The sequence below is a fragment of the Posidoniimonas polymericola genome (assembly GCF_007859935.1).
GTDB lineage: Bacteria > Planctomycetota > Planctomycetia > Pirellulales > Lacipirellulaceae > Posidoniimonas > Posidoniimonas polymericola.
The window spans coordinates 1-25,313 of record NZ_SJPO01000008.1 but is presented as its reverse complement, the minus strand read 5'-3'; the positions used below and the strand labels follow the sequence as shown (position 1 = coordinate 25,313).

The following is a 25,313-nucleotide window of genomic DNA, read 5'->3' as shown; positions in this document are numbered from 1 at the left end:
TCCTGGATGCAACCCGCTGACCAGCTTGGCCCCAATCAAACCGCGATGCCCCCTGCCTACCTCAACGGCGAATGGACCGACGACGCCCGGCTGAGCATGCCGGTAGGCGACCTCGGCTTCTCGATGGGGGTCACGGTCACCGAGCGGCTGCGCACCTTCGGCGCCGCGCCGTTCCGGCAGCCGCAGCACATCGCGCGGCTGCGGCGGTCGCTAGAGATCATCGGGCTGCCTGCCGAACCGATCGCCGCGGAGCTCGACGCCGCCGTTAGCGAGTACGCCAAGCAGATCGAGCCGCTCCGCAAGCCCGGCGACGACTGGGCGATTGTCGTGTTCGCCACGCCCGGCTCGGGCGACGGGCCGACGCGGTGCGTGCACGGCTTCCCACTGCCGTTCTCGCAGTGGGCCCGCCAGTACGAGGGCGGCGTCGCGCTGCAGGTCAGCGACCACCACCAGACGCCCGCCAACTGCTGGCCGCCGGAATTGAAGTGCCGCAGCCGCATGCACTACTACCTGGCCGACCAGCAGGCCCGCCGCAAGGAAGCCGGCGCCCGGGCGTTGCTGCTCGACCAGCACGGCTTTGTCGGCGAGGCGTCCACCGCCAACGTGATGGTGTACCGCGAGCACGAAGGGGTGATCTCGCCGCCGATCGAGAAGGTGCTGCCCGGCGTCAGTGTGGCGGTGGTGCGTGAGCTGGCCGACTCGCTCGGCACGCCGTTTATCGAGCGTGACCTGACAATCGGCGAGTTCCGGGCCGCCGACGAGGCGTGGCTCGCCAGCACCTCGGTCTGTCTGCTGCCGGTCGTGCGGTGCGACGGCGTCGCCATCGGGTCCGGCCAGCCGGGGCCGCACTACCTGCGGTTCTTAGCGGCCTGGGGCGAGCTGGCGGGCGTCGACATCGCGGCGCAGGCGCAGCGTCACGCCAGCCCGACAAAGTAGTTCCGCACCGCGACATCCCACACCGCCTCGGTCACGACAGCCGGCAGCTCGTGCACCTCGCAGTAGTTCTTCGCCTGCCTTAGCAGGTCCCGCGGGTGGCAGAAGCGGAGCACGCGGTCGGGGTTCGTGAAGTGCTCGCGGAGCAGGTAGTCGACCGACTGGCCGCTAACCGCGAGCCCCTGCTGGGACGCCAGCTCCCGGACCAGCGAGCGGAACTCTTCCTCGGTCGGGCCGTGGACCTCAATCTTGTACGGGATGCGGCGGAGGAAGGCCTCGTCGACCAGGTCGCCCGGCGCGAGGTTGGTCGAGAGGATGAACAGCAGCTCGAACGGCGTCTGCACCTTGCGGCCGCTGGCCAGGTTGAGGAAGTCGAAGCCCTTCTCCAACGGCACGATCAGACGGTTGAGGATCTCGGTGCTGCTGACCCGCTGACGGCCGAAGTCGTCGATCAGGAGCGCGCCGCCGTTGGCCTTGAGCTGGACGGGCGCCTCGCTGACGCCGGCGGACGGTTGGAAGCTGACGTCGAGCTGGTCGAGCGTCAGCTCGCCGCCGACCACGACGGTCGGCCGGCGGATCAGCACCCAGCGGCGGTCGTAGCGCTGCGCGTCGAGCCCCGGCGGGCTCACCTCCTCGTGGCAGCTCGGGTCGTACAGCCGGATCAGGTCGCCGCCGATCGACAGCATCCGCGGGATCCACAGGTGCTGCCCGAACACGTCGACAATCCGCTCGGCGAGCGTTGTCTTGCCGTTGCCGGGCGGGCCGTGCAGGAACATGCCGCGGCCGTCGGCGATCGCCTGGGCGACCTGGCTGAGGAAGTCCTGCTGGATCGTCAGGTCGGACAACGAATTGGAGAGCTGGGCGAGCGTGAGCCTCGCCTGCTTCAGCGACTGCCGACGGACGGCGGTCTCGTAGACGGCGAGCGGGACCGGCGCGGCGCCCACAAACCGGCAGTGCTCGACGTGCCGTTTGGCGCGGGCGTCGCCGGCCTCGGTGAGTTGATACAGGAAGTCGTTGACGCCCGCCGAGCCCTTAATCGCCACGAGCAGCTCGTCGCGGAGCCGGGCGAGCGCCTCGTTGATGATGACGCGAGGCAGGCAGATCTGCTCGGCCACCTGGGCGCCTGTGCAGCTGCCGTGCTGCAACAGCGTCTTCAGGACCAGCGCGTCGACCTCGCCCACCGAGACGCCCGCCTTCTCCAGCGAGGCCGGCTCGGGCGGCGGGGGCGGGAACGCCGCGGCGGCGATCGGCGGCGTCCATTGCTGCTCTGACGGGAGGCTTCCGGCGGGAAGCAGGCTGGGTGTGGCGGGGAGCGTTGGCATGGCGCACAAAGCGGTGAGGGGGCGGCTAGCGGTGACTACCTCAAGCATGTGTCACACCGCAGCCCGGCACTGCGGCAGACCGGCTTTCCCCCCGGCATCCCGCACCCGGCCGGCCCGCCATCCGCCCCAGGCCGTACAGCCCGCAGCAGCGACACCCCACCCCGGCGCCGGTCGGAGGACCAGGCTTCCGGTTGCAACGACGGCGAAGAGCCTGACGGCACAGGCGGTGGGGCCCGTCCGGCGGCTCCGATTGACGGAATTCGCCCAACCCGCCATCGTGGTTGGGTGGGTCCTCTCCCGCGTAGCTGCCCCTCCCCTCTCGTGCGAGCAAGAAATCGTGACGGCGTTTGCTAGCTGCTGGTGTGTGTCCCTTGCGAGGCTGCTCGCCCTCGCGGCGTTGGCGTTGGCAGTGACGCTGCCCGGCTGCAGTCAACCGGTCGAGGTAGGCGATGCGTCGTCGGCCGATCAGCCAGCAGACCCGGACAATCCGGCATCGGCGGACGCGGAAGAGCCGGTAGCGACCGACCCCGGCACTGAGGAGATCGACTCAGAGTTGGGCACAGAGCAGATCGATACCCCCGCCCCTACGCCGCTATCCGCCGACGACCCGCTACCAGGCGCCCCCGCTGAGTCGCCTGAGACGACACGAGCGCCGGCCCCCAGCGGGTCCGGCCTAGTTGCTTCGCCCGACAACCTCGACGACTTCTTTGGCAACTCGACGCCCGCGGCGGCAGACGACCGCTACACTGCCGACGCGGCGCCGCCAATTCCAGGGCAGCCTTCGGACGAGCCGGCCCTGTGGAAGCGCGACGCAGCCGACGACGCCCCAGACGAGCGCGTCAGCGAGTTCTTTGGCGACATGATGGACGAGCCGCCGCCCGCCGACAGCGCGCCGGCCCCCGCAGAGCAAAACCCGTTGGCCGGACTGCCGATGGCGGAGGAGGAACCGGCTCCATCGGCAGACGACGCGGGCAACTCACAGGACGCACTCGGCGGGTTCTTGTCGCAGCCCGAAACCGAGCCCGAAACCGCGGAGGAGACCCCTCCCGAACAGCCGCCCTCCGCCGAAACGCCATCGGTTGAGCCGCCGGGCAGCGGATTCCCCTTCTTCGACGAGCCCACCGAGCCAGCGCCGCAGCCCGAGCCGGACAACTCGGACGTGCTCCCCCCGCTCGACTTCCCGCCGCTGGCAGAACCGCCAGCTGAACCGGCCGCTGAACCACTCGAGCCAGCCGCCGAGAACCCGAGCGATCCGGACCCGGGCGACACTCCCGCCGACACGGGCCTCTCGGATTGGAGCCCGGTGCGGCCGACCGACGAGCCGCAGACGCCGGTCGCCGACGACGAGCCACCTGCTGCCCCGGCGCCAACGCCCGAGCCGCCCAGCACACCACCGATGGAGTTGCCCGCGCCCACGCTCCCGCTAGAGCCGGGCGACCCGATCCCGCCGCCGGCCGAAGAACGCCGCCCGCCCCCCAAGCGGCCGACGCCGCACATGAACAACACCCGACAGCTCGCCTGGCTGCTCGGCGCCAAGCTCGGCATGACGACCGCTGGCGAATCGGCGCCTAAGGCGTGGGAGCTGGAGGGCCTGGCCGAGACGCTCGGCATCGAACCGGTCGCGATCGATGCGCGCGGCGACGCCGCGCAGTCGACCGCCCGGCTGCTGAAAGCTTCGGGGACGCTCGGCAAACGCCTCGCCCGGCAGCACGGCTCCGACCACGCCGCGCTGCTGGAGATCGCCGTGAAGAGCAACGCCCTGGCGTCACTTATCGCCGACCACCCCAAGCTGGCCGAGCCGGTCGCGAAGGCCATCGAGCAGGCAGCCGCTCGCAGCGAGCTCGACCCCGAGTTGATGAAGCCCCTAGTTAAGACGCTCCGCGCGAATCCATCTCCCCAAGAGGCCCGCGAGGCCGTGTTCCAGCTCCACGAGGCGGTCGTGGCCGAGCTGGAGTCGGAGGGGTAGAGCAACCGTTCCCGTTCGGACCGCGGCAAGCAGGTTTGCTGGCCGGCAGGACCAAACGGGTAAGGGGGATGCCGAAAGGCGAGCTCGCGCGCCGCTTACACGGCTTCCCCTTACGCAAGCCGGTCTGGCCCGAATTGGGCCGCCGCCGTACGCTGTCGTGATGCCGCCCGACGCCTCATCGCCCGCAGAACGCTCCGACGCCGCTCCGCAAGCCAAGCAGCCGTGGCGCCGCTCGCCGCTGGCGGTCATGCTGCTCGGCGGCGTGCTGGTGTGGCTCTCCCAGCCCGGCACGGCGCGGATGTTCGGCCTCGAGAACCTGCCGTGGGGCCTGCTCGGCTGGGCGGCCGCGGCCCCTTGGATTGCTCTGGTGCTCCGCCCAGAACCGCTGTCGCGGTGGGGCTGCGTCCAGGTGTGGCTCGGCGGCGTCGCGTACTGGCTGCTCTTGCTCTACTGGATCTGCTACCCACACCCGCTTACGCCGATCGGCTGGCCGCTGCTGGCCGGCTACCTGGGCGTCTACCCGCTGGCGTTTGTGCTGATCTCCCGCCGGGTGGTTCATCGCGGCGGCGCCCCGGTGTGGGTCGCTGCGCCGATCGTCTGGGCGGCGCTCGAGTTCGTCCAGGCGCACCTGTTTACCGGCTTCTTGATGGGCGCCCTTTCGCACACGCAGGCGAGGCTGCCGCTGGTCATCCAGATCAGCGACACGGCCGGCGCCTACGGCGTGTCGTTCGTGCTGATGATGTCGGCGGCGTGCGTCGCCGTGCTGCTCGACCGCAACAGCCACCAGCAACGCCGCGTGGCGGCAGCCGCCACGACGGCCGCAACGGCGCTCGCGGTTCTGTACTACGGGTTCGTCCGCATCAACGACGACACCGCCACCCGGCCCGGGCCGTCCGTGGCGCTCATCCAGGGCGACACCCGCGCCACGTGGGACCCGAGCGAGGGCCGCGACCAGCGGATCCTCGACGCGCAGCTCCGCGTGACCCGCCAGGCGGCTAAGGCGGCCGGCGAGGCGGGCCGGCCGGTCGACCTGTTCATCTGGCCGGAGAGCATGTTCCGCGCGCCGGTCGTGACGCTCGCCAACCGGCCGACGCCGACCACCGAGCTGCCAGAGCTCTACCAGCGGTTCGGCCGCGCGGCGGAGGAGTGGTTCGGTGGACTCGCCGCGGAGCAGGGCGCCGCGTTCCTGCTGGGCGTCGACCGCTTTGACCTGACCAAGTCCGACACGGCCGAGACCGGCTACGACCAAACGATCTACAACACCGCGGCGCTGGTCGACCACGAGGGCCACGCCACCGCGTTCTACGACAAGACCCACCGCGTGCCGTTTGGCGAGTACATCCCGTTCGCAGAGAACATGCCGGGCCTCTACTTCCTGACCCCGATGTCGGGCGGGCTGGGCGAGGGCGCCGGGCCGGTGAGCATGCCGCTCGAGACCTCCATCGGCCCCGTCCTGCTGGCGCCCAATATCTGCTACGAGACCGTCATCCCCCACGTCATCCGCCGGCAGGTCGCCGAGCTGACCGCCGCCGGCAAAGCGCCCGACCTACTCGTGAACATCACCAACGACGCCTGGTTCTGGGGCGCCTCGGAGCTCGACCTGCACCTCGCTTGCGGCCAGTTCCGCGCGGTCGAGAACCGCACGCCGATGGTGATCGCCGCCAACACCGGCCTGTCCGCGGTGGTCGACAGCTCCGGCCGCGTCCGCAACCTCACGCGTCGGATGCAGGAAGACTTTATCGTCGCCGCCCCGGCGCTCGACGGCCGCTCAAGCTTCTACAGCCGCCACGGCGACTGGTTCGCGCTGGGCTGCCTAGCCGGTACTGTAGTACTGCTGCTGTTGAGCTGCTCAAAGGGGGATGGCGGAATGGGGAAGGCGGCGTCCACCGCCGAAGCTCGCCAGCAGGAATGACCCTTCGACGCTTGCACCATCCCCCCCTCCCATCCTCCCTCCCCCCTGCTATGCCAGTCGTCCTCTCGCTCCAAGACGCCCACAAACGCTACGGCCACCAGGTCCTGCTCGACGGCGCCACCTGCGCGCTGGCCGACGATCAGAAGGTCGGCCTGATCGGCCGCAACGGCGCCGGCAAGTCGACCCTCTGCCGTATCCTGCTCGGCGAAGAAGAGCTCGACTCTGGCGAGGTCGTCCAGAGCAAGAAGCTGCGGCTCGGCTACCTGCGGCAGCACGACCCCTTCCACGACGGCGAGACCGTCATGGACTTCCTGATGCGCGACAGCGGCCATCCCGACTGGCGGTGCGGGCAGGTGGCGTGGCGGTTCGCCCTCTCGGACGACATGACCGGCCGCCCGGTCCGCGAGCTCTCCGGCGGCTGGCAGACCCGCGTCAAGCTGGCCGCCCTGCTGCTGCACGACCCCAACCTGCTGGTCCTCGACGAGCCCACCAACTTCCTCGACCTCCGCACCCAGATGCTGCTGGAGCACTTCCTCCGCGACTTCAAGGCGGGCGTGCTGGTGGTTTCGCACGACCGGGCGTTCCTCAACCAGACCTGCACCCACACGCTCGAGCTCTCCCGCGGCGACCTCACCATGTTCCCGGGCGATGTCGACAGCTATCTGCAGAACCTGGAGGAACGCCGCGAGCACGACGAGCGCAAGAACGCCGCCACGGCGACCAAGCGTAAGCAGCTCGAGAGGTTTATTAACGAGAACCGCGCCAACGCCAACACGGCCAGTCAGGCCCGCAGCAAGGCGAAGCAGCTCGAGCGGCTGGAGATGATCGAGGTGGCCGGCGAGGAGGCCAAGGTCCACTTCAGCTTCCCCCAGGTCGAGCCCCGCAAGGGGCCGGCGGTGCGGGTCGAAGACCTGGCGATCGGCTACGACGACCGCACGGTCGCCGACGACATCCGGCTGGAGATCGAGCACGGCACCCGAACCGGCCTCGTCGGCGACAACGGCCAAGGCAAGACCACCTTCCTGCGGACGCTGTGCGAGTCGCTCAAACCCAAGGACGGCGAACTCAAGTGGGGCTACGGCTGCCAGTTGGGCGTCTACGCCCAGCACGTCTACACGACGCTCGACCCCAAGCAAACGGTGCTCGAGTACCTCGAGTACCAGGCCGCGCCCGGCACCAACACGCTGCAGATCAAGAGCGTCGCGGGCAGCTTCCTGTTCTCGGGCGAACTGGCGGAAAAGAAGATCCAGGTGCTCAGCGGCGGCGAGCGGGCCCGGCTCGTGCTCGCCGGGCTGCTGCTCGAGCAACACAATGTGCTGGTGCTCGACGAGCCCGGCAACCACCTCGACGTCGAGACGATCGAGGCCCTCGGCGAGGCGCTCAAGCGATACCAGGGAACGGTGATCTTCACGAGCCACGACCGCCACTTCATGCGCCGCACGGCGACCGACGTGGTGGAGGTCGGCGGCGGCCGCGTGGTGAGCTACCCCTCGAGCTACGACGACTACGTCTACCGCGTGCAGCAGGAGATCGACCAGGGCCTCCGCGACGAGGCGGCCCGCCACCCCGACGAGGACCAGTCCGGCGGCGGCAAGTCCCGCGGCCGCAGCGAGCGCGACGCGCAGAAGAAGCTCAAGAGCCTCGAACGCAAGATCGCCAAGCTCGACGACGAGAAGAAGTCGATCAGCGAGCAGCTGCTCACCGCCACCGAGGCCAAGCGGGCGTCCGAACTGCAAGAACAGATCAACACAATTTCCGGCGAGCTAGAAACGCTCGAGGAGGAGTGGCTGGAGCTGTACAACGAGGTCGAGGCTTGAGTGCGAATACCCGCCCCCACTGGGGGAGGGACACACGATGGCGGACCTCAATCCTGCTTGCCCATCAGATCGCGGCTCACCATCCAGGCCTCGAGCAGCTCGGGCCAGGCAGACACCGGCTCGTTGTCACGCCACATGCCGAAGCCGTGGCCGCCACGTTCGAAGAGGTGCATCTCGGCCGGCACGCCGTGCGCGGTGCAGGCGCGGAAGTAGAGCAGGGCGTTCTCGACCGGCACGCCGCCGTCGTCTTGGGCGTGGAAGATGAACGTGGGGGGCGTCTGGTCGGTGACGTTTAGGTCGGCCGACATCTTCGCCGCCTCCTCGTCAGAGACCTGCCCCAGCAGGTTGTTGCGCGAGCCGCTGTGGGTGGCGTCGCCCATGGTGATGACCGGGTAGCCGAGCACCGAGAAGTCGGGCCGGCTGGTGACCGCTTCGTCGTCGGAATTCGGCGAGCCGGTCGCGAACTGCATCGAGGCGGTCGCGGCCAGGTGCCCGCCGGCCGAGAAGCCCATCACGCCGACCTTGTCGGCCGGGTAGCCGAGCTCGCCCGCCTGCTGCCGCATGTGCTGCAGCGCCGCCTGGGCGTCGCTGAGCGGCGCCGGGTGCTGGTTGCCCCCGCCGCCGGTGCGGTAGGTAAGCACGCCCGCCGCGACGCCGCGCTCGCGGAACCACTTCGCGACCCAGACGCCTTCCTTGACATACGACAGGCCCGCGTAGCCGCCGCCGGGGCAGATCACGACCGCCGCAGTGGGCTGGCCCTCGGCCGGGACGAACACGCGGAGCGACGAGTTGGGCGACTTCCCTACCCAGATGTCCTGCCGGGGCGGCTCGCCCCTGACAACCCGTTGCTCCTCAAAACCGCTGTCCCCTTGCAGGAGGGGTACATCGTACTTGTGGTCGGCGTCGGGCTGGGCGTGGGCATTGGTCATGGGAGTCAGCAACGCCGCGGTCAACAACAGGGCATAACGGAGGTGCATAGTTGCCTCGTTCAGAGCAGAAGGTTTGAAGAGGGGGGAAAGTCGGGCGACGCACCGCTAGGCGGGCTCTACCTCGAGCACGCCGACCACCGCTGGCGCGTACGTGCGGACGTCCCAGCCCGGGTCGCCGCGTTCCAGGCGGACGCCACCCGGGAGCGGGGCGAAGTCGAACCGCTCGTCCGACTCGACCACCAGCAGGCTGCCCGCCGGCGCCGCGTCCGCCAGGGTGTTGATCATACCAAGCATCTCGTCGTGGCGTTCGACAAAGAAGCTGTAGGGCGGGCTGACGAACACCAGCCACGGCAGCTCGGTCGCAAACGCCGGCAGGTCGCGTTTGATCCACAGGAACGCGTTGGTGGTCTTGACCTCGCAGACCTCCTCGACGCCGAGCGCCTCGACGTTAGCTCGGACGATCTCGGCGGTGGGGATGTGGCGCTCGATCAGGGTCGCCCGCTTGGCGCCGCGGCTGAGTGCCTCAAGGGCCAGGGCGCCGGTGCCAGCGAACAGGTCGATCGCGTGCTTCCCCTCGGCCCGCATGCCGATCAGGTTGAAGATCGCCTCGCGGACGCGGTGTTTCATCGGCCGGGTTACCGTGGCGCCGTCGTGCGTGAGGGGCTCGTACGAGAGCTTGCTGCCGCGGTACCGGCCGCCGATGATGCGGAGCGGTTCGGGCGTGCCGTCCCCGTCAGCGGGTTTTTTGCCAGCGGGTGAGGGTTTGGTCTTGGGACGTCGGCGGGGCATGTGCTGGCAAGGTTTAGCCCTTGCGTTGGAACTGTTATGCTGTGCGGCTCGTACAGAGGTGATGGCCACGTGTCGGCGAAGCCCGACGCCCTATCGGAACAGAACTTAGAAGCAGGAGCAACCTGTCATGCGTACTCCCCGGATCCCCGTCACGGCGTTGGTCGCCGCCGCCCTGATGCTCGCGGCGCCCGTGATCAGCGCCCAAGAAACCGAATCGCCCCCGGTCAGCCACGCGGCGTTTGACGCGGCGTTTGCCGACTACAAGGCCTTTATGCGGGAGTTTGAGGACCTCCGCATTCAGTTTCAAACCGCCAACGCCTCCGAGCGCGAACAACTTAACGCCAAGGCGGCCGAGCTGGTCGACCAGGCTAAACCCAAGGTAAAGAAGATGATTGATGAGGCGTTGGAGGTCTACAAAGCGGCCCCCGGGCAGGACCCGCAGATCACCGAATTGCTGGTCAGCGCCGCGGCGCATAACCTGCTCGGCAACGGCGAGAACGGCCAAGGGGGCGACCAGTTTGAACGCGCCCTCGAGATCCTCCAGCCACTGCTGGCGAACGACGAGAAGGCCGAGGGCCTGGCGTCAATGGGCGTGGTGGCCGCGTTCTGCTGCAACCGGTTCGACCTGGTCGACGAGTACGTCGCCCTCGCCAAGGAACGCCGCGACGACCCTAGCAAGCTGGGCGAAGAGATGGCCGGCATGGTCGACCAGTACAGCAATCCGGGCATGATCCAGGAGTACCGCCAGCTCTGGGAGGAAGAGGAGAAGATCCGTTCCGCCGAGGCCACCGCCAACGACCTGCCCCGCGTCAAGTTCGAGACCACCGCCGGTGACATCGTCATCGAGCTGTTCGAGAACGAGGCCCCGACCGCCACCGCCAACATGGTCAGCCTCGTGAAGAAGGGCTTCTACGACGGCATCATCTTCCACCGCGTGCTGCCGCACTTCATGGCCCAGGGCGGCGACCCCACCGGCACCGGCTCTGGCGGCCCCGGCTGGTCGATCCCCTGCGAGTGCTACGAGGAAGACGCCCGCATGCACTTCCGTGGCAGCCTCAGCATGGCCCACGCCGGCCGCGACTCGGGCGGCTCGCAGTTCTTCCTGACGTTCGTGCCGACCCACCACCTGAACGGCCGGCACACCGTATTCGGGCGGGTCGTGGAGGGGATGGAGGTCCTGGGCGAGCTGCAGCGGATCGACCCGGGCGAGCGGGGCGTCACGCCCGACAAAATCGTCAAGGCGACCGTCGTACGCGACCGTGGTCACGCCTACGACTTCAAAAAGCTGCCCGGCCGGTAGGGGTTCCGGCGGGCCGTCCGCTGGGGCCGGGGGGCAATTTGGGGACCTGGCTGGTTGACGCCAAGCCGGGGCGTCCGTAGGCTAATATCGCGTTTCGAAATGGTGCGCCGCCCTGGCATCACCCAGCACGATCCTGCTGGGCGTCACGCGGCCTCCAGACGCCGTGTGCCGGTCATAATCTCTGATCGGCGCACGAGATGACCCGCGTTTACGCACACCCCCGTTTGCCCCCCGCCAGCCCCGGCCCATGCAGATCCGATCGCTGAAGGTCTACTGCGACATCGTTCAGCTGCGTAGCTTCTCGAAGGCTGCGGAGGAGAACGGCGTTTCGCAGTCGAGCGCGAGCCAGCTGGTGCACCAGCTGGAGGAGCGGCTCGGCGTGCAGCTGATCGACCGGTCGAAGCGGCCCTTCACGCTGACCCCCGAGGGCTCCAAGTACTACGAGGGCTGCACCAAGCTGGTCCGCCGCTACGACGACCTCGAGCACGAGGTCCGCAGCCTGCACGAGGACGTCGCGTCGCGGTTGTCGATCGCCTCGATCTACTCGGTCGGCCTGGCTCACATGAGCCAATTCCAGCGGGAGTTCCTGGCGAAGCACCCCAAGGCCCGCATCCGCCTGGACTACCTGCACCCGGACGACGTGTACGACGCGGTCGAATCGGAGCAGTCGGACCTTGGCATCGTGAGCTTCCCCGAGCGTTCGCGGCGGCTGGGGGTGATCCCCTGGCGGGACGAGTCGCTGGTGCTGGCGGTCGCGCCGACCCACCCGTTGGCCGGCCTGTCGTCGGCGCCGGCCGAGGCGCTCGCCGAGCACGACATGATCGCCTTCCAGCGGGGCCTCAAGATCCGCGACGCCATCGACCGCGAGCTCTCCCGTCAGCGGGTCGAGACCCGCGTCGCCTGCGAGTTCGACAACATCGAAACGATCAAGCTGGCCGTCACGATCGGCGACGGCTACGCCCTGCTCCCCGAGCCGACGCTCGCCCGCGAGACGGCGGCCGGGACCCTCATCAAGATACCGCTCGCCGGATTTGAACTCTCCCGCCCGCTGGGGATCCTCCACCGCCGCGACGAGGCGCTCAGCGACACGGCCGAGCGATTCATCGAGCTGCTGCACTCCCACGCCGCGGACGTCGACGACCCGTCGTCGGGCCCGGCGACCGGCGGAGCCAGCGGCCCGGCGAGCAAACGCGTGGTGACCGCCTAGGCCCCGCCCGGCGATCAGCCCGACGGGACCAGCCGGCCACGCAAGCAGCCATTATCCTTCTACCGCAACCGAACATGAACCAACGCCCGAACCACACTCTGCCAGCCGCCCAGGGACTCTACGACCCTCAGAATGAGCACGACGCGTGCGGCGTTGGTTTTATCGCGCACATCAAGGGCGAGCGGAGCCACCAGATCGTGGTCGACTCCGAGGACCTGCTGCGCCGCATGGACCACCGCGGCGCCTGCGGCTGCGAGCCGAACACGGGCGACGGGGCCGGCATCATGACCGCCCTGCCGCACGAGTTCCTGCAGAAGGTCGTGAAGGCGGACCTGGGGGTTGAGCTCCCCGAGCCCGGCAAGTTTTCGGTCGGCAACGTGTTCCTGCCGCAGCTCGAGGACGAGCGGGCCCGCTGCAAGCAAGCGGTTGAGAAGATCGTCGCCGACCAGGGCCAGACGCTGGTCGGCTGGCGCAACGTCCCGACCGAGTCGGCCACGGCCGACCTCGGCCCCACCGCCGCCGCGGCCGAACCGGTCGTAGAGCAGCTGGTCGTGGCCGCCGCCGAGGGGGTCGACAGCGCCGAGTTCGAGCGGCAGATCTACCTGATCCGCAAGCGGGCCAGCAACCAGCTCCGCGCGGACGACTCGCTGCAGCAGTCCAAGATGTTCTACATCTGCTCGCTCTCCAGCAAGCTGATCATCTACAAGGGCATGCTGACCACCGAGCAGCTCTTCCAGTACTACCCCGACCTGAAGGACCCGGACTACACCAGCCACCTGGCGATGGTGCACTCGCGGTTCGCAACCAACACGTTCCCCTCGTGGGACCGGGCGCAGCCGCTGCGGAGCATGAGCCACAACGGCGAGATCAATACCCTCCGCGGCAACAAGAACTGGATGTTCGCCCGCCAGGGCGTGGTCGAGAGCGGGGTCTTCGGCGACGACCTGCAGGACCTGTTCCCGGTCGTGGAGCCGGACTGCAGCGACTCCGGCACCTTCGACAACGTGCTCGAGTTCTTGCTAATGAACGGCCGCACCCTGCAGGAGGCCGTCATGATGATGGTCCCCGAGGCCTGGCAGAACCACGACACCATGTCCGAGGCCAAGCGGGCGTTCTACGAGTACCACTCGGCCCTGATGGAGCCGTGGGACGGCCCCGCGTGCATCGGCTTCACCGACGGCAAGTACATCGGCGCCACGCTCGACCGTAACGGCCTCCGCCCCAGCCGCTACTACGTCACGCACGACGACCGCGTCATCATGGCGAGCGAGGTGGGCGTCGTGGACATCGACCCCAAGAACGTCAAGGAGAAGGGCCGCCTGCAGCCGGGGCGCATGTTCCTGGTCGACTTCGAGCAGGGCCGCCTGATCCCCGACGCCGAGCTCAAGCAGGACCTGGCGACCCGCCGCCCGTACGGCGAGTGGCTCCGCAACCAGCGGATCGACCTCAACGACCTGCACCCGGAAAACGAGTCGCACGGCTTCAACGTCACCACGCTGCTGCAGCGGCTGCAGGCTTTCGGCTACACGGTCGAGACCCTGCGGTTCATGCTGCTGCCGCTAATCGCGGCCGGCAAGGACCCGATCGGCTCGATGGGCAACGACAGCTGCCTGGCGGTGCTCAGCGACAAGCCGCGGATGCTGTACGACTACTTCAAGCAGCTGTTCGCCCAGGTCACCAACCCCGCGATCGACTCGATCCGCGAGGAGGTGATCATGTCGCTGGAGTGCTACATCGGACCCGAGCAGAACCTGCTCGAGACCACCGAGGCCCACGCCAACCGACTGCGCGTGCCGCACCCGATCCTCAGCAACGAGCAGCTCGCCGCGATCAAGCACATGGGCTCCAAGGGCGCCGGCGTGACCGCGGGTTGGAAGACCAAGACCATCGACATCACCTGGGCCCGCTCCGAGGGCAAGCCCGGGCTGCGGGCCGCGATCGAGCGCGTCTGCCAGGAGGCCGAGCAGGCCATCGACGACGGCTTCTCGATCGTCGTGCTGTCGGACCGCGCGACCTCGCCCGACCGCGTGCCGCTCAGCGCCCTGCTGGCGATCGGGGCCGTGCACCACCACCTGGTGCGGGTGTCGAAGCGGACCCGCATCGGCCTGGTCCTCGAGACCGGCGAGGCCCGCGAGGTGCACCACCACTGCCTGCTGATCGGCTACGGCGCCGACGCCATCAACCCGTACCTCGCCTTCGAGGCGCTCTGGCGGGCCCGTCGCGACGGAGCCCTCGACACCGGCGAGGAGGCGATCGCCGGCGACGAGTCGGGCGAGGGGTCCTCGCACCCGGCCGCCGAGTCCGACGGCGAGGTGATCGACCCGGTCACCGCCGCCGACCACGAGCTGGTCGCCCAGTACCGCCGCGGCATCGCCAAGGGCATGCTGAAGGTGATGGCCAAGATGGGCATCTCGACCCTGCAGAGCTACAAGGGCGCGCAGATCTTCGAGGCCCTCGGCCTGCGGGACGAGGTGATCGACGTCTGCTTCGCCGGCACCGCCAGCCGCGTGCAGGGCGTCGGCTTCGACGAGCTGGCGGAGGAGGCCCTCCGCCGCCACGCCATCGGCTACCCGGCCAACAAGGCCAAGAACGTGCCGGTGCTGCCCAACCCGGGCGAGTACCACTGGCGCGCCGAGGGCGAACGCCACATGTGGGACCCGGCCTCGATTGCGGACATCCAGGTCGCGGCCCGCACCAACAGCCGCGAGTCCTACGCTCGCTTCGCCGACCACATCAACAACGACGCCCGCACCCGCTGCCAGCTCCGCGGCCTGATGGAGTTCAAGCAGCAGGCCAACGGCGGCCCGATCCCCGTCGAGGAGGTCATGCCGGTCGCCGAGATCGTCAAGCGGTTCTGCACCGGCGCGATGTCCTTCGGCTCGATCTCGGCCGAGGCCCACGAGTCGCTCGCGATCGCGATGAACCGCCTGGGGGGCAAGAGCAACACTGGCGAGGGGGGCGAGGACCCGGTCCGCTGGACCCCCGAGCCCAACGGCGACTCCCGCCGCTCCGCCATCAAGCAGGTCGCCTCGGGTCGGTTCGGCGTCACGATCAGCTACCTGACCAACGCCGACGAGATCCAGATCAAGATCAGCCAGGGCGCCAAGCCGGGCGAGGGGGGCGAGCTCCCCGGCCGCAAGGTCGACGACAACATCGCCCGCATCCGCTACTCGACGCCGGGCGTCGGCCTGATCAGCCCGCCGCCGCACCACGACATCTACTCCATCGAGGACCTCAAGCAGCTGATCCACGACCTGAAGAACGCCAACCGCGCGGCGCGCATCAGCGTCAAGCTGGTCAGCGAGGTCGGCGTGGGGACGGTCGCCAGCGGCGTGGCCAAGGGCTACGCGGACCACATCCTGATCTCCGGCGACGGTGGCGGCACGGGCGCCTCGCCGCTGACCAGCATCAAGCACGCCGGCCTGCCGTGGGAGCTCGGCATCGCCGAGACCCACCAGACCCTCGTGCTTAACGACCTGCGGAGCCGCGTCGTGCTGCAGACCGATGGCGGCCTCAAAACCGGCCGCGACGTCGTGATCGCCGCGTTCTTGGGCGCCGAGGAGTTCGGCTTCTCGACCGCCCCGCTGATCACGCTCGGCTGCATCATGATGCGGAAGTGCCACCTCAACACCTGCCCGGTGGGCATCGCCACCCAGGACCCGGACCTGCGGGCCAAGTTCCGCGGCAAGCCGGAGCACGTCGTGAACTACCTGTTCATGGTCGCCGAAGAGGCCCGCGAGCTGATGGCCGAGCTCGGCTTCCGCACCATCGAGGAGATGGTCGGCCGGGTCGACATGCTGGACGTCTCCAAGGCGATCCGCCACTGGAAGTCCGACGGCCTGGACCTGTCCAAGCTGCTCGCGCCCGCCAAGCCGGCGCGTCCCGACGCGCCGATGTACTGCACCATGGAGCAGGACCACGGGCTCGACCAGTCGCTCGACATCACCCGGCTGCTCGACCTCGCCAAGCCGGCGATCGAGGACGCCAAGCCGGTCCGCGAGACCGTTAAGATCGTCAACACCAACCGCACGGTCGGCACGATCCTGTCGAACGAGATCGCCAAGAAGTGGGGCGAGGAGGGCCTGCCGGACGACACCATCCACTTCAAGTTTGAGGGGCACGCCGGTCAGAGCCTCGGCGCGTTCCTCGCCCACGGTGTGACCCTCGAGCTCGAGGGCGACGCCAACGACTACGTCGGCAAGGGCCTGTCCGGCGGCCGGGTGATCGTCTACCCGCCGAAGCAATCCGGCTTCAAGGCCGAGGAGCAGATCATCGTCGGCAACGTCTGCCTGTACGGCGCCACCCGCGGCGAGGCGTTCCTCCGCGGCCGCGCCGCCGAGCGGTTCTGCGTGCGTAACTCCGGCGCCCGGGCGGTGATCGAGGGCGTGGGCGACCACGGCTGCGAGTACATGACCGGCGGCCGCGTCGTGATCCTGGGGGCCACCGGCCGAAACTTCGCGGCCGGCATGTCCGGCGGCGTCGCCTACGTCTGGGACCCCGAGAACGAGCTGCTCGGCAACTGCAACATGGGCATGGTCGAGCTCGAGAAGGTCGAGGCCGGCGAGGACATCCAGGAGCTCAAGGAGCTGGTCACCGCGCACCACAAGCACACCGACTCGGCCCGCGCGGCCGACCTGCTCGACCGCTGGGACGAGACCCTCCCGCAGTTCGTCAAGGTCATGCCAACCGACTACAAGCGGGTGCTAGAAGAGATGAAGGCCAAGCAGGAGGAAGAGGCGATCGCGTAGCCAGTTCAGCACCAATGGCGAAGCCGAAACGACCAAGAACGCGTCCGAGCGCGCGGCGACTGACCGATTCGAACTCGAACAACGCGCCGCGTTGATTTAGATCGCGAGACGGGTCACTCTGGACGCCGTAACCGATCCCTTTGGTTCGGCAAGCAAGGAATCCCAAGAGCTGAGTCGAATCTTCGGCACAATTAAGAGAACAAACCGACCAACTCCGAAGCAGCCCTCGGCGCCTGGTGTCTTCGGCTTGGATGTTGGTCATTAACTAGCAAACACACTTCCGCTCTTCATCTAACGCAGAAGATTATGGGCAAACCCACCGGTTTCAAAGAGTTCAAACGCCAGGCCGTCCCGTACCGCAACCCGGTAGAGCGGGCCAGCGACTACCTGGAGATCTACACCCACCCGCCGGAGGAGCACCTCACCACGCAGGGCGCGCGGTGCATGGACTGCGGCGTGCCGTTCTGCCAGTCGGACACCGGCTGCCCGGTCGACAACCTGATCCCCGAGTGGAACGACCTGGTCTACAACGGCCGCTGGGACGTTGCGCTCGAGCGATTGCACAAGACCAACAACTTCCCCGAGTTCACCGGCCGGGCCTGCCCCGCGCCGTGCGAGGGGGCTTGCGTGCTGGGCATTATCGAGCCGCCGGTCACGATCAAGAACATCGAGAACGCCATCATCGACCGCGGCTGGGAAGAGGGCCGCGTCGTCCCCCGCCCGCCGTCCGACGAGATGTTGACCGGCAAGAGCGTGGCGGTCGTCGGCTCCGGCCCGGCCGGCCTGTCCGCCGCGCAGCAGCTCCGCCGCGCCGGCCACGAAGTGACCGTCTACGAGCGGGCCGACCGCATCGGCGGGCTCTGCATGTACGGCATCCCCAATATGAAGCTCGACAAGGGCACAGTCGAGCGCCGCGTCCAGCAGCTGCGGGACGAGGGCGTCAAGTTCCTTACCGGCAAGCACATCGGCAAGCGGGAGGACTTCGAGCCCGGCCACATGACGCAGATCATGCAGGAGGGGGGCGTTGAGATCGAATTCGTCGACCCGCAGAAGCTGGTCGACGAGTTCGACGCGGTGCTGCTGGCGACCGGAGCCGCCAAGCCGTTCGACCCCACCGCCAGCTGCCCGGGCCGCGACCTGGACGGCGTCTACTACGCGATGGACTTCCTAACCCGCAACACCAAGAGCCTGCTCGACTCGAACCTGACGGACGGCCACGCGCTCTCGGCCAAGGACAAGCACGTCATCGTGGTTGGCGGCGGCGACACCGGCGCCGACTGCATCGGCACGTCGCTGCGCCACGGCGCGAAGAGCGTGGTCAACTTCGAGCTGATGTCCCAGCCCCCCGCCGAGCGGGCCGACAACAACCCCTGGCCCCAATGGCCGCGGGTCTACCGTCTGGACTACTCCCACGAGGAGATGAAGAGCCGCACCGGCGAGGACCCCCGCTGCTACGAGATCCTGACCAAGGAGTTCGTCGGCGTCGACGGCAAGCTGACCGGCGTCAAGACCGTGCAGCTCGACTGGACCCGCCCCACCCCGAACGGCCCCCCGTGGACCGAGGTCGAGGGCTCCGAGAAGGTGTGGCCCGCCGACCTGGTGTTCCTGGCGACCGGCTTCGTCGGCCCCGAACTGGCCGCCGGCGAGATGCTCGGCCTCGAGATGCAGGAACCCCGCCGCGGCTGGACCACCTTCAAGGCCGAGCACGGCGACTTCGCCACCAACGTCGAGGGGGTGTTCGCCGCCGGCGACTGCCGCCGCGGCCAGAGCCTGGTCGTGTGGGCGATCAACGAGGGCCGCGGCGCCGCCCGGGCGATCGACCAGTACCTGATGGGCTCGACCACACTTTCCGCCCCGGGGCTGAATCTGCCGCAGCAGGTGGTTTAGACTAGAGGCCTGGCCCCGACCCCCACCCCAGGCGAAACACCATGGCGACCAGTTACAACGCGGCTCAGCAACCCCGGCGGGCGTTCCTCCAGACCGCGGCCATTGGCGCCGTGGCGGCCGGCGCCGCTACGCACGCCTCCGCGGCCGCCGCCGCCAAGACCAGCATGATCCCCGACGGCGCCACGATCCTGTTTCAGGGCGACAGCATCACCGACGCCGGCCGCAACAAGGACGCGCCGGCGGCCAACGACCACGAGGCCCTCGGCAACGGCTACGCCTTCCTGACCGCGGCGTCGCTGCTGGTCGATCGGCCCGACGCCGGACTGAAGTGCTACAACCGCGGGATCAGCGGCAACAAGGTGCACCAGCTCGCCGAGCGCTGGCAGCAGGACTGCCTCGACCTGAAGCCGGACGTGCTCAGCATCCTGATCGGCGTCAACGACATATGGCACTGGCTCAACGGCAACTACGACGGCACCATCGACACCTACCGCGACGACTACCGCCAGCTGCTCGAGCGCACTAAGAGCGAGCTGCCCAGCACCCGCATCGTGATCTGCGAGCCGTTCGTGCTGAAGACCGGCGCCGTCGGCGACAAGTGGTTCCCCAAGTTCGACGAGTTCCGCACGGCCGCCAAGGAGCTGGCCGACGAGTTCGCCGACGTGTGGGTCCCGTTCCAGTCGATGTTCGACAAGGCGATCACGATCGCCGCCCCCAGCCACTGGGCCGGCGACGGCGTGCACCCCTCCGCGGCCGGGGCCGCGCTGATGGCCCACGCCTGGCGCCGGGCGGTCGACGCCGCATGACCGAACGCCAGACCAAACTCGAGGAGCTGCTGGCGCACCAGCAGCAGATGCTCGACGACCTCAACAGCGTCGTGACCGGCCTGCGTCGCGAACTCGACATGGCCAACCTCGAGCAGGTCAAGCTCAAGCGGACCGTCGCCCGGCTGGTCGAGTACTACGAGTCGGCCGAGGGCGCCGCCGACGAGAAGCCGCCGCACTACTAGGCGCTGGTTGGAGGGCGCTGGGCGCTGGAAACACGACCTCTGGAAACGGGGACTGGCTCGCGGCAGCGTGCCAGACCCCGTTTCCAGAGGACCACCCATCGCCTTCTTCCTAGCGCCCTCCAACCAGCGCCCAGCGCCTCCCCATGCCACGCACCCGCCTTGCCCCCTCGCCGACCGGCGCGCTGCACCTGGGCAACGTGCGGACCTTCCTGGTCAACTGGGCCATGGCGCGGCAGGGCGGCTGGGAGGTCGTGCTGCGGATCGAGGATCTCGACGGCCCCCGCATCAAGGAGCAGGCCGCCCGCGGCGTGATCGACACGCTCGCCTGGCTCGGCATCGACTGGGACGACGGGCCGCACTACCAGACCGCCGACCTGGCGCCGTACCACGCGGCGCTCGACCGGCTCGCCAAGCGGGGTGAGATCTACCCCTGCCGCTGCAGCCGCAGCCAGATCGCCGAGGACGCCGCATCCGCGCCGCACGGCGACCAGCACGAACTCCGCTACACCGGCCGCTGTCGACCGGCCAGCCCGGCGCCGCTCGACGGCTGGTCGCCCGCCGACGGCGCCGCCTGGCGGCTCCGCGTGCCAGAGGGCAAGCAGCACTTCGTCGACCAGTTCTGCGGGCCCCAGTCGCTGTCGACCGACCAGACCGTGGGCGACTTCCTCGTTTCCACCAAGGCCGGCACGCCGAGCTACCAGCTGGCCGTCGTGGTCGACGACGCGCGGCAGGGGGTCGACCAGATTGTGCGGGGCGATGATCTGTTGACCTCTACTCCGCGTCAGGAACTCTTGTACGAGCGGCTCGAACTCGGCCCGCCGCCGACCTGGACCCACCTGCCGCTGGTCGTGGGGCCCGACGGCCGCCGCCTCGCCAAACGCCACGGCGACACCCGCGTCGACAGCTACCGCCAAGAGGGCGTGCGGCCCGAACGCGTGGTCGGCCTGATCGCCTCGTGGAGCGGGCTCGCCATGCGAGAGGAACTCTCCGTCGCCGAGTTCGCCGCCGCCTTTGACCTCGCCCGCCTGCCGCGCGACCGGGTGACCTTCACGGCTGAAGACGACGCTTGGCTGCTGGAACAATCATCGTAGGTCGGGCTTTCACCCGAAGTTGGACAGGTCTTGCCCCATGGCCTTGATTTCCCTCGAGACCACCATCAACGCGCCGCGCGATCGGGTGTTCGACCTCGCGCGGAGCATCGACGCGCACCAAGACTCCGCGGGCAACACCAAGGAACGCGCCGTGGGCGGGGTGACGACCGGTCTTATCGGGCTCAATGAAGAGGTCACGTGGGAGGCGGTCCATTTCGGCCTGACCCAGCGGCTCCGCGGCAGGATCACCGCGTTCGACTACCCATCCCACTTCCGGGACGAAATGGTCGAGGGCGCGTTCCGCTCCCTGCGGCACGATCATAATTTCGAAGAGGCTGACGGGCAGACGGTAATGTCCGACCGGTTCGAGTTCTTTGCCCCGTTTGGCATGCTCGGGCGCATCGCCGAGAAGTTGCTTCTGGAGCGGTACCTGCGGCGTTTCCTTGTCGAACGCAACGCCGTGTTGAAGGAAATGGCCGAGACCGACCGATGGCGGAAGTACCTTTGCGGCGCCACCGGTTGAGAGCCGGGTGGCATGCCTACACGCGACAGCAGGCAGGCATGCGTAGAATGGCCCGAACCTTCAGCATGCTCACCCGCTATCGCGTGTGAGCATGGCACCCCCGAAGCTAGCACCGGGTTCTCCGTCTTTCGCAGCCCCACACAATCGGCTTCCAAACCCGCCCACCAACCTGCCGCAGACAATAGCCACAAAAAGGCACGAAACGGCACAAAAGAGAACGGGCGGCCCCACCCTCCTCTTGTGCCTTCTCGTGCCTTTTCGTGGCCATCAACCATTCAACCACCGCTAGGCGCCTCCCACCTACTGCTCTGCGACCTTCGGCTCGATGCCGAACAGGTCGGCTAGTTCTAGCAGCAGGCTTTCGGCCAGGCCGAGGTCGTCTCGCCGCTCGATGACCGCGCGGGCGAGGGACGGGTCGTCGGTGATCAGGCCGTCGACGCCGCGGCCGATCATCCGCGACATCGTCACCGGGTCGTTGACCGTCCAGACGTAGACCCCCAGGCCGCTGCGGTGGGCGGTGCGGACGACGCGGCGGGTGACGAAGCCCGCGTTCATTGCCCAGAAGTCGGCCGACGCGTTCTTCAGGTTCCCGGCCGAGACCGACAGCAGCACGCCCGCGGCAGCATCGGGGTCGAGCGACTTCAGTTTCTCGACCCCCGGCAGCTTCAGCGACATGTACTGCACCTGCGACTGCATGCCGCGCTCGGCTACCAGGTCGAGCACGCGCTGTTCGAGCTGCTGGTCGTGGCCGTAGTACTTGAGCTCGATCAGCACCTTCGCGCGGCCGTCGCACAGGTCGAGCACCTCGGCGAGCAGCGGCGTCCGCTCGGCGTGGAACTCCGGCGCGAACGAGCTGCCGATATCGATACCGGCCAGGTCGTCGAAGTTGGCGTCCCAGATTTTCAGCGGCTCGCCCGCGACCTTCATGAAGTCGCTGTCGTGCAGCACTACGATCTGGCCGTCGGCCGTCTCCTGCACGTCGATCTCGACGAAGTCGGCGCCCTCCTCGATCGCTAGCCCGATCGAGGCCAGGGTGTTCTCGGGCGCCCGGGCCGCCGCGCCGCGGTGGGCGATCACCACCACCTCGTCGTCAACGCGGATCGTCTGCACCAACCAGGCGCCCACCACGGCCGCAAGCAGCACGCCAATCACGCCCGCCGCGGCTACCCTGCCGCGAGTGAAGCGGTAGGCTAGCGACCGGCCGCCATCGCCCTTCGCGGCGTCCCACTGTGGTTCGGCGCCCAGTCCGGTGTAGGCGTCCAGCAGCACCACGGCGAACAGGATCGTGCTCACCAGGTTGGCGACCACGCCCGCCACGACCCAGGCGATCACCAGCCCGCCGAGCACGAATAGCAGCGCCGAGAGGTTGTGCTGGAACCACGGCGCCGCGGACCGCCCGACCGCGATCACCACGCCGGTGATGAGGGTCGAGAGCAGGCTCGAGACAACCAGCCACAACCCGACCCGCAGCAGCACCGCCCGCCGGTGGCCCCGCGTCCGCTCGGCGCTCGCCGGCAGGGCGGCCGCCGGCGGTGTCCCCTCAAACAGCACCAGCGGCAACGCCAGCAGCCAGTGCGAGACCAGCCGCAGCAGCACCGCGACGAGCGCCGCCATGACGACCGCCGCCAGGCCGACCGCCCAGAGGAACACCGGCGGCTTTTCCTTGAGGTAGAAGTTGATGTCGTGCTCGCCGAGCAGCGACACGTAGAGCAAACCGACCACCGCCACCAGCGGGGTCGCCTGCAGCAGCGTGACGCCGACAATCCTCATCGTGACCCGCAGCACGCTTACGGCGTGGCGGGCGGAGAAGACGATCGCCTCGACCGCGCCCATGGTGCGCCGCGTCTCTCCCGCGGCGCGGGACGACGCGAGCACCCCGAGCAGGGCCGCCTGCTCGAGCGCCAGGATCGCGAGCCACACGCCGCCGGCCAGGATCGCGCACGCCCAGCCGACAGGGCCAATCAAGAACTGGAGGATGTCGACGTCGGCCAGCACCGCCTGGCCCGACACGGCGAGCAGCAGCCGGAACAAGAGGGCGAGGGTCGGCGTCAGCAGCACAAACGCGACCGCCTTGTAGGCCAGGTCGGCGGCGACAAGCTGCTTCCAGCAGGCCAATAGATCGGCCAGCAGCGAGCGGTAACGCGGGTCCATGGGGGTTGGTCGTTCTCGGGTTCTTCGCAGAGGGGACGCCGGCAGTAGGATAGCAGGTTGCGGGAGCGGGCGCCGGCGCCGCAATGCCTCTAGGGCTGGCGCCCACCGACTGTCGTCTGATTGAACCACCCTGCTGGCGAGCCGTTGCGCGAACGAAGTTCGCTGCCACACGGGTGCGCAGGAGTTTCACGCTGAGGCAGGTTTGGTGACAACTCTTCGATGCACAGGACGACGCCTCCTCTGCACTTACCGACCCGAGCGAATCAGCGTCGAGGTCTCACGCCGACGCAGATCGCCTAGACCACCCTGCGCCAGGGGATTATCTTGAGTAACGCTGTGTAAGCAGGGCTTACACAGAATCTTTCTGTCTAATAACAAGTTAGCAAGTAAAGGATGGGGGCCTGTGCTGAGCTTTGTCCAAGGTGATCTGCTGCAGGCTACCGAGCCGTACATTGCTCAAGGAGTCGCTGAGGGCAATCAAGAAGGTATGGGTACCGGTCTAGCGCTCAAAATCTCGAGGCGCTGGCCGGAGATTCAGGCTGGTTTTAAGAAGTTCGCAAGGTCTGGGAATTTCAAGGGTGGTGGATTGTGGTCACACCCAGGAATTGATGGTGGCCCGGGTGTGTTTTACCTGGCAACTCAGCCCGATATGTACCACGCGACTATGCCCTATCTCCGTAAGTCTCTACGCCGCCTTAAGAAATGGTCTGCTGAAGGTGGGGTCTCTGCAGTAGCACTTCCAAAGATAGGGGCAGGTTTGGGGAAGCTTTCCTGGGAGGACCAAGTCAAGCCGTTGTTCGTCGAAATACTCTCAGAATCGGAGACTCACTTCGTAGTTTACGAGACTTTTATCAATGAGTTCGAGGCGAGCAGTAGCGAATGAGTCGTAAGGTGGCGGGCGAATTCGGAGAAGGGATTCGTCACGCTTCTGGGGATCTTGCTAACAAGCGCTTGCACCTGACAAAGCCGCTTGTCACGCCCCTGGCTGACGCCAGGGCCGCGCCAACCGACTTTGCAGGTGAAGCACAACGTTCTCCGACCAAAGATGAAGCATGAACTCGCACGCTGAATCCGAAGACGAATGGACTCTTTGGTGGGACGCTCGCCTCGCTGCGATGGAGTCCGTCCTAGGCAAGTCGCACGATACTGTTGGCCATGGGACGATACCATTTCACCTCGGCGCTGACCTCGGTGGTACCGCAGACATTGTCTATTTTCACAACCATGTTGACGGGATTGTTTCCGTCACCGCCGAATTGATCGGCAACGCCGACCAGGCTCCCAACTCCATGGGAAACTACGAACTGGCGATTTGCTCACGTGACGATGACGACTGGGGGGCAAACATCATTGGGCAACTTGCTCACTACACGCTCGAAACAGTACTGGAGCCCGGCCAAACGATGGACATTGGACCTGCGACTCCCGATGGATCGTCAATTACAGCGTTCTTGTTTTGCGACTACGGTCGATTCACTGTTCGTGACCAGAACGCTGGCTTGATCCTGTGCATTGGCATCACAGCCCCCGAACTCAATGCATGCCGGGACGGGAATCGAGACCGCGTAGAAGAACTGTTAACATTAAGCGGCGTTTTCCCTTTTACTGATTTGCATCGCCGGAGCGTAGTTTGAACCAGGATCGCGGAGAACCGGGTAAGGGCCACCGTTGCCGGTGACCCTCCCCACACCACCTAGCATGCGGGTCCGCACTAGGCGGTTCGACGAAG

At 67.8% G+C, this 25,313-nt stretch carries 18 protein-coding genes; 14 read left to right on the top strand and 4 right to left on the bottom strand.

The annotated features are described in order from the left end of the window. The first annotated feature begins 6 nt into the window (after positions 1 to 6). Positions 7 to 936, top strand: a complete 930-nt coding sequence (locus Pla123a_RS16075; protein WP_197528038.1) for an aminotransferase class IV — start codon at positions 7 to 9, stop codon at positions 934 to 936. On the opposite strand, the gene Pla123a_RS16070 is transcribed toward Pla123a_RS16075, so the two are convergent. Next, positions 915 to 2,255 carry a YifB family Mg chelatase-like AAA ATPase gene (locus tag Pla123a_RS16070; protein ID WP_146588792.1) on the bottom strand — a complete coding sequence of 447 codons (1,341 nt, stop codon included), beginning with the start codon at positions 2,253 to 2,255 and terminating at the stop codon, positions 915 to 917. The genes Pla123a_RS16075 and Pla123a_RS16070 overlap by 22 nt on opposite strands. A gap of 364 nt (positions 2,256 to 2,619) precedes the next feature. Between Pla123a_RS16070 and Pla123a_RS16065 the strand changes: the two genes are divergently transcribed. From Pla123a_RS16065 to Pla123a_RS16055, 3 genes are all read left to right on the top strand, one after another. Continuing rightward, on the top strand, positions 2,620 to 4,221 hold the full coding sequence (locus Pla123a_RS16065; RefSeq protein ID WP_146588790.1) for a hypothetical protein: 1,602 nt from the start codon (positions 2,620 to 2,622) through the stop codon (positions 4,219 to 4,221). 160 nt (positions 4,222 to 4,381) lie between these two features. Next, a complete protein-coding gene (gene lnt, locus Pla123a_RS16060; RefSeq protein WP_146588788.1) occupies positions 4,382 to 6,133 on the top strand; it encodes an apolipoprotein N-acyltransferase in 1,752 nt (583 codons plus the stop codon). 50 nt (positions 6,134 to 6,183) lie between these two features. Then, positions 6,184 to 7,950, top strand: coding sequence for an ABC-F family ATP-binding cassette domain-containing protein (locus Pla123a_RS16055; protein ID WP_146588786.1), 1,767 nt, complete (start codon positions 6,184 to 6,186; stop codon positions 7,948 to 7,950). 47 nt (positions 7,951 to 7,997) lie between these two features. Here Pla123a_RS16055 and Pla123a_RS16050 read toward each other — a convergent pair whose 3' ends face one another. Both Pla123a_RS16050 and Pla123a_RS16045 read right to left on the bottom strand, forming a co-directional pair. Further along, positions 7,998 to 8,927: an alpha/beta hydrolase gene (locus Pla123a_RS16050; protein WP_146588784.1), complete on the bottom strand. Its 930-nt coding sequence runs from the start codon at positions 8,925 to 8,927 to the stop codon at positions 7,998 to 8,000. A gap of 57 nt (positions 8,928 to 8,984) precedes the next feature. Continuing rightward, positions 8,985 to 9,668, bottom strand: a complete 684-nt coding sequence (locus Pla123a_RS16045; protein WP_146588782.1) for an RsmD family RNA methyltransferase — start codon at positions 9,666 to 9,668, stop codon at positions 8,985 to 8,987. A 127-nt stretch (positions 9,669 to 9,795) separates the two neighbouring features. On the opposite strand from Pla123a_RS16045, the gene Pla123a_RS24700 reads away from it, so the two are divergent. From Pla123a_RS24700 to Pla123a_RS16005, 8 genes are all read left to right on the top strand, one after another. Then, positions 9,796 to 10,968, top strand: coding sequence for a peptidylprolyl isomerase (locus tag Pla123a_RS24700; RefSeq protein ID WP_197528037.1), 1,173 nt, complete (start codon positions 9,796 to 9,798; stop codon positions 10,966 to 10,968). 247 nt (positions 10,969 to 11,215) lie between these two features. Then, on the top strand, positions 11,216 to 12,175 hold the full coding sequence (locus Pla123a_RS16035) for a LysR family transcriptional regulator (RefSeq protein ID WP_146588780.1): 960 nt from the start codon (positions 11,216 to 11,218) through the stop codon (positions 12,173 to 12,175). Between the two features lie 74 nt (positions 12,176 to 12,249). Next, positions 12,250 to 16,923, top strand: a complete 4,674-nt coding sequence (locus Pla123a_RS16030) for a glutamate synthase-related protein (RefSeq protein WP_146588778.1) — start codon at positions 12,250 to 12,252, stop codon at positions 16,921 to 16,923. 306 nt (positions 16,924 to 17,229) lie between these two features. Further along, complete coding sequence (locus tag Pla123a_RS16025; protein ID WP_146588776.1) at positions 17,230 to 18,810, top strand: glutamate synthase subunit beta; 1,581 nt, start codon at positions 17,230 to 17,232, stop codon at positions 18,808 to 18,810. Between the two features lie 41 nt (positions 18,811 to 18,851). Then, the gene (locus Pla123a_RS16020; RefSeq protein WP_146588774.1) at positions 18,852 to 19,616 is read left to right on the top strand and encodes a GDSL-type esterase/lipase family protein; all 765 of its coding nucleotides are present in this window, start codon (positions 18,852 to 18,854) and stop codon (positions 19,614 to 19,616) included. Then, entirely contained in the window at positions 19,613 to 19,819 is a 207-nt protein-coding gene (locus Pla123a_RS16015; protein ID WP_146588772.1) for a SlyX family protein, read from the top strand. Before Pla123a_RS16020 ends, Pla123a_RS16015 begins: the two co-directional genes overlap by 4 nt. A 143-nt stretch (positions 19,820 to 19,962) precedes the next feature. Beyond that, entirely contained in the window at positions 19,963 to 20,910 is a 948-nt protein-coding gene (gene gluQRS / locus Pla123a_RS16010; protein ID WP_146588770.1) for a tRNA glutamyl-Q(34) synthetase GluQRS, read from the top strand. 37 nt (positions 20,911 to 20,947) lie between these two features. Next, on the top strand, positions 20,948 to 21,433 hold the full coding sequence (locus Pla123a_RS16005) for an SRPBCC family protein (RefSeq protein ID WP_146588769.1): 486 nt from the start codon (positions 20,948 to 20,950) through the stop codon (positions 21,431 to 21,433). A gap of 300 nt (positions 21,434 to 21,733) precedes the next feature. Here the strand turns inward: Pla123a_RS16005 and Pla123a_RS16000 are convergent, their stop codons facing one another. Next, positions 21,734 to 23,584, bottom strand: coding sequence for a glycerophosphodiester phosphodiesterase family protein (locus Pla123a_RS16000; RefSeq protein ID WP_146588767.1), 1,851 nt, complete (start codon positions 23,582 to 23,584; stop codon positions 21,734 to 21,736). A 403-nt stretch (positions 23,585 to 23,987) separates the two neighbouring features. Between Pla123a_RS16000 and Pla123a_RS15995 the strand changes: the two genes are divergently transcribed. Both Pla123a_RS15995 and Pla123a_RS15990 read left to right on the top strand, forming a co-directional pair. Then, positions 23,988 to 24,467 carry an Appr-1-p processing protein gene (locus Pla123a_RS15995; RefSeq protein WP_146588765.1) on the top strand — a complete coding sequence of 160 codons (480 nt, stop codon included), beginning with the start codon at positions 23,988 to 23,990 and terminating at the stop codon, positions 24,465 to 24,467. Positions 24,468 to 24,636: 169 nt separating this feature from the next. Beyond that, positions 24,637 to 25,218, top strand: a complete 582-nt coding sequence (locus tag Pla123a_RS15990; RefSeq protein ID WP_146588763.1) for a suppressor of fused domain protein — start codon at positions 24,637 to 24,639, stop codon at positions 25,216 to 25,218. The last annotated feature ends 95 nt before the right edge of the window (positions 25,219 to 25,313 follow it).

What these genes read in the sequence shown, in the direction of transcription:
- Pla123a_RS16035 (WP_146588780.1), top strand. Translation starts at nt 11,216, where the DNA reads ATGCAGATCCGATCGCTGAAGGTCTACTGCGACATCGTTCAGCTGCGT.
- Pla123a_RS16005 (WP_146588769.1), top strand. Translation starts at nt 20,948, where the DNA reads ATGGCCTTGATTTCCCTCGAGACCACCATCAACGCGCCGCGCGATCGG.
- Pla123a_RS15990 (WP_146588763.1), top strand. Translation starts at nt 24,637, where the DNA reads ATGAACTCGCACGCTGAATCCGAAGACGAATGGACTCTTTGGTGGGAC.
- Pla123a_RS16045 (WP_146588782.1), bottom strand. Translation starts at nt 9,668, where the DNA reads ATGCCCCGCCGACGTCCCAAGACCAAACCCTCACCCGCTGGCAAAAAA.
- Pla123a_RS16030 (WP_146588778.1), top strand. Translation starts at nt 12,250, where the DNA reads ATGAACCAACGCCCGAACCACACTCTGCCAGCCGCCCAGGGACTCTAC.
- Pla123a_RS16055 (WP_146588786.1), top strand. Translation starts at nt 6,184, where the DNA reads ATGCCAGTCGTCCTCTCGCTCCAAGACGCCCACAAACGCTACGGCCAC.
- gluQRS (WP_146588770.1), top strand. Translation starts at nt 19,963, where the DNA reads ATGCCACGCACCCGCCTTGCCCCCTCGCCGACCGGCGCGCTGCACCTG.
- Pla123a_RS16025 (WP_146588776.1), top strand. Translation starts at nt 17,230, where the DNA reads ATGGGCAAACCCACCGGTTTCAAAGAGTTCAAACGCCAGGCCGTCCCG.
- Pla123a_RS16000 (WP_146588767.1), bottom strand. Translation starts at nt 23,584, where the DNA reads ATGGACCCGCGTTACCGCTCGCTGCTGGCCGATCTATTGGCCTGCTGG.
- Pla123a_RS16075 (WP_197528038.1), top strand. Translation starts at nt 7, where the DNA reads ATGCAACCCGCTGACCAGCTTGGCCCCAATCAAACCGCGATGCCCCCT.
- lnt (WP_146588788.1), top strand. Translation starts at nt 4,382, where the DNA reads ATGCCGCCCGACGCCTCATCGCCCGCAGAACGCTCCGACGCCGCTCCG.
- Pla123a_RS16015 (WP_146588772.1), top strand. Translation starts at nt 19,613, where the DNA reads ATGACCGAACGCCAGACCAAACTCGAGGAGCTGCTGGCGCACCAGCAG.
- Pla123a_RS16050 (WP_146588784.1), bottom strand. Translation starts at nt 8,927, where the DNA reads ATGCACCTCCGTTATGCCCTGTTGTTGACCGCGGCGTTGCTGACTCCC.
- Pla123a_RS16020 (WP_146588774.1), top strand. Translation starts at nt 18,852, where the DNA reads ATGGCGACCAGTTACAACGCGGCTCAGCAACCCCGGCGGGCGTTCCTC.
- Pla123a_RS24700 (WP_197528037.1), top strand. Translation starts at nt 9,796, where the DNA reads ATGCGTACTCCCCGGATCCCCGTCACGGCGTTGGTCGCCGCCGCCCTG.
- Pla123a_RS16070 (WP_146588792.1), bottom strand. Translation starts at nt 2,255, where the DNA reads ATGCCAACGCTCCCCGCCACACCCAGCCTGCTTCCCGCCGGAAGCCTC.